Origin of the sequence: Nostoc sp. CHAB 5715 (assembly GCF_020829685.1) — a bacterium.
Classification (GTDB): Bacteria; Cyanobacteriota; Cyanobacteriia; order Cyanobacteriales; family Nostocaceae; genus Nostoc.
The window spans coordinates 1-3,947 of sequence record NZ_JAIVFR010000728.1; the positions used below are offsets into that span (position 1 = coordinate 1).

Genomic DNA, 3,947 nt, shown 5'->3' on the forward strand with positions numbered 1-3,947 from the left:
ATGATCGCCCAATATTTTACGCAATTATTAGAAAAGGCTGAAAAGGGAGATACGCAAGAGGCACTCGCCGATTTAAACTGGGTATTAAAAGCCGATCCACAAGATGCCCAAGCTTACTGCTGTCGTGGGGTTGTGCGTTGCAAAATGGGGAATTATCGAGAAGCGATCGCAGATTTTAATCAAGCATTGCGACTAAATTTTCAAGATGCCATTGTCTATCGCAACCGAGGTAGAGCACGTTCTATATTGGGCGATCATCAAGGTGCGATCGCAGACCTCAATCAAGCACTCCAAATGCAACCCGAAGATCCCTTAGTATATATTGCCAGAGGTAATGCCTATCGGACAACGGGTAACTATCTCGGTGCAATTCAAGATTACACCCAAGCGTTGCAAATAAATCCTAATGATGCTCAAGCTTACTACAATCGCGGCATTGCCTATACTTGCATAGAAGAAATGCAAAATGCCCTGGAAGATTATCAACGGGCGGCGAGTATTTTTTGTGAACAAGAAGACTGGGGAAATTATCAACAAGTCTTAAGTAGCTTAGAAAAAATCCAAAAATTTAGTCCAGAGTCAAAAAAGCAAAAATATAACTTACTACGTCAGCGACTTTTGCGAATGGTTGGCGGATATTGGGAAATTGCCGAACGATTAATTCAGCAGAAGCAAGATTATTATCCTGGGATGTCAGACGATTGGTATTTGCAAAAAGTGATTGATGATTTAGAACGCGATCGCGGTAGATAATATCATGTCCGGCAAATTACCCATAATAAAACAACCCCACCCCGCCAAAGCTGCGCTTTGTCTCCCCTCCCCGCAGGCGGGGTGGGGTTCTTAGGGTTTAATAAGTAATCAAGCGGACATGATATCACTTGCTATTTTCCAATGAAACTAACTGACTACCGCTTCAGCTTTTTCCTCCGCTTTTTCCTTCACTAGCACATAAGGCGTTTCTGCACCTTGTGCCAAATATTCAGCTAGCTGACTTTCAATTTGATCGCGCACAATTTGGCGATACTCTAGAAAATGCTCGTTGTGGGCGCAAGCAGAGATGTAATGCTCAACAACTCCAGGGTTACGCTTGAGAATGCTAAACAAATGATGCCAGAACTTCCAACGGGTTTCCCGTTTGATGCCTTGTCGCCAAATTACAATCAGCAACGCTTTCACAACTACCCACTCTGGCATTTTCGCTGGCGCTTTCCAACTTGGCAAACCCATCATCAAGAAACAGCGATAGGTGCGATCCAAGTACTGTACTGGGTCGTATAAAGTACAAAAGGCTTCAATATATTCTCGTGCAAGTTCTTCCAGAGGACGGGTGGGGAGGAAGTTCATCAATGTTGTTTGGTTGATGTTGCCATCTTGATTTTCCCGGAGTCGTCCTTCTTTTTTCAGGCGATGCCAAAGTGCAGTGTTAGGTAACGCTTGCAACATGGCAAAGGTAGTAGAGGGAATAGCTGCTTGTTCTGCAAAGCGGACAATGCGATCGCCTGCACCTGGTTTTTCGCCATCAAAGCCGATAATAAACCCAGCCATTGGGCGTAATCCGGCTTTGGTGATGGTTTGCACTGCCTCAGTTAGGGAACTGCGAGTATTTTGAAACTTCTTGGTCATTTGCAAACTATCTTCATCCGGCGTTTCGATTCCCAAAAACACCGCCGAGAAACCACACTCAACCATCAACTCCAACATTTCTGAGTCTTGTGCTAAGTCCACTGAAGCTTCAGTGTCAAACCGGAAGGGATACTTGTGTTCTGCCATCCAGACTTTTAACTCTTTTAGCAACAATTTCACATTTCGTTTGTTGCCAATAAAGTTATCATCCACCATGAACACACCCCGCCGCCAACCTAATTCATAGAGGTAATCTAACTCTGCTAACAGTTGGGCTGGGGTTTTGGTGCGTGGTTTGCGCCCGTAGAGAACAATAATGTCGCAAAATTCGCACTGGAAAGGACACCCACGCGAAAACTGCACCGACATCATGTCATAAGCATTCAATTCTAATAAATCAAAGCGGGGTATTGGTGTGCTTGTGACATCAGGTTTTTCTGTGGCGCGGAAAGTCCCAGATGTTTCACCCCGTTTAATTGCTTCAATAAACATGGGGAGAGTGATTTCTCCTTCATCCAAAATCAGAAAATCTGCGCCAACATTTTGAACTTCGTGAGGTACAGAGGTGGGGTAGGGGCCGCCAACTGCGACTAGCTTCCCACGTTTTTTTGCTTCCTGAATTTGCTCAAGTAAATCTTGTTTCTGGACAATCATCGCAGAGAGAATTACCACATCTGCCCATGCCCATTCTGCTTCTGTTGCTGCGCGGATGTTGCGATCGACCAGCTTAAATTCCCATTCTTGGGGTAGAATCGCCGCTACTGTTACTAAACCCAGAGGTGGTAATAAAACCTTGCGATCGACTAACTCCAAGATTTTTTCATAAGACCAAAAGGTTTTGGGAAATATCGGATAAACTAACAAGATTCGCATGTAGTATCAATCCTCACACTTTGATTGTTATCTCACTCTAACGAAAATTAAGAGTTCTTGACTTTTTATTAAAGTTGTTCTATTTTAACATTTCAGTTAATTTATACATACTCATAGCAATATTGCCTGATTTATTCTACTGACAGGCTGTGCTTACGCAAGCTTTTGCTAATTTTTTAAATATCCTTGATTTGGTATGAGATGTTTTTGCCCGAATGTTAAGAGTATCAAATACCCTACTTCACACCTTTAACGCCACTAATTTTTAAAACATCACTCATGGTTGCACAATAATTTGGCAAGCCGAAACTATTGGGATTGGTAAATTTTTCGTATGTAAAATGCCGATAGTTCATACAAAACCGATCCCAAGCAGCCATCCGAATGCGGAACAGAACAATAATCAAATTAGCCAATGCTATAGATATGGGAATACGAAAGTAAATCTTTTTGCCCAAATAAGCACAAACTTCTTCCACTGCTTGATTAGCAGTTAACGGTGCTTGACCTAAAACCAACCGACGTGGTTGATCGTTTTGCGGAGGATTATCAATTAAATATCGCACGACAGTGGCAATATCTCGTCCGTGGATAAAGTGAAAACTCCCATCTGCTTCCAAAAAGCGAATCACATTAATATATTTCGTAACTTCTGGAATGCCAGATGTGAGATGAGAATAGGGTTTATTAGCATCCCCACCCAATACTAAAGTGGGGAATACTGTGGTAATTTTGGGTGCGATCGCTAATTTTTCTTTTTTATGTAAGCAGTCATATTTGGAACGGATGTAATCTGTCCCAATTTCACCAGCTTCTTTTAATGGTTGATTGTACCGATCCAAAACGCTAGCTGTCGAAAAATAAATCACCTGCTGACAACGTTCTGGATCTAGCAGTTCCAGCAAGTCTATAGTCTTAACGACATTAATATCAAATGTTTCATCACCACCCCAAGCTGTGGCTGTGAGTACCGCCGTATCAATTGTGGATAGCAAATCGGCAAACTGGCGAATATTTTGCATATCACCTTGCAAAACGTTGATACCTGAACGTGCCTTAGTATCAACTTGCAGTTTACTTGGGTTTCTAACTAGTAGATACAGTTCGTGATCTGTTTCCTTAATTAAGGCTTCTGTTAAATAATGACCTATACAACCACTTGCACCAGTCACTAAAATCCGTTTCTGGCTCATACTAAGATTTTAATAAGTTAGGAGTTAGGAGTTAAGAGTTAAGAATTAAGTTAAAAGTTCCGAATCAGGAGTTATTAATAAAGTTAGGAGTTAGAAGTGAGGAATTAAGAATAAAAGATAACTTTGCACCTTGCAACTGATAACTTTATAACTCCTAACTCATAACTCATAACTCATAACTCATAACTCATAACTCATAACTCATAACTCATAACTCCTAACCCTTAACTCCTAACTTATTAAAATCTTAGTATG

General features: G+C 41.4%; 3 protein-coding genes. 1 reads left to right on the forward strand and 2 read right to left on the reverse strand.

Annotation, left to right across the window (positions count from 1 at the left end; genetic code table 11):
• Positions 1 to 753: tetratricopeptide repeat protein (locus LC574_RS30030; protein ID WP_229457260.1), on the forward strand; the 753-nt coding region annotated here is incomplete at its 5' end.
• 147 nt (positions 754 to 900) lie between these two features.
• Here LC574_RS30030 and LC574_RS30035 read toward each other — a convergent pair.
• Together LC574_RS30035 and LC574_RS30040 are read right to left on the reverse strand one after the other, a co-directional pair.
• Positions 901 to 2,499, reverse strand: a complete 1,599-nt coding sequence (locus LC574_RS30035; RefSeq protein ID WP_229457261.1) for a B12-binding domain-containing radical SAM protein — start codon at positions 2,497 to 2,499, stop codon at positions 901 to 903.
• A gap of 236 nt (positions 2,500 to 2,735) precedes the next feature.
• Positions 2,736 to 3,692 carry an NAD(P)-dependent oxidoreductase gene (locus LC574_RS30040; protein ID WP_229457262.1) on the reverse strand — a complete coding sequence of 319 codons (957 nt, stop codon included), beginning with the start codon at positions 3,690 to 3,692 and terminating at the stop codon, positions 2,736 to 2,738.
• Positions 3,693 to 3,947: the final 255 nt, after the last annotated feature.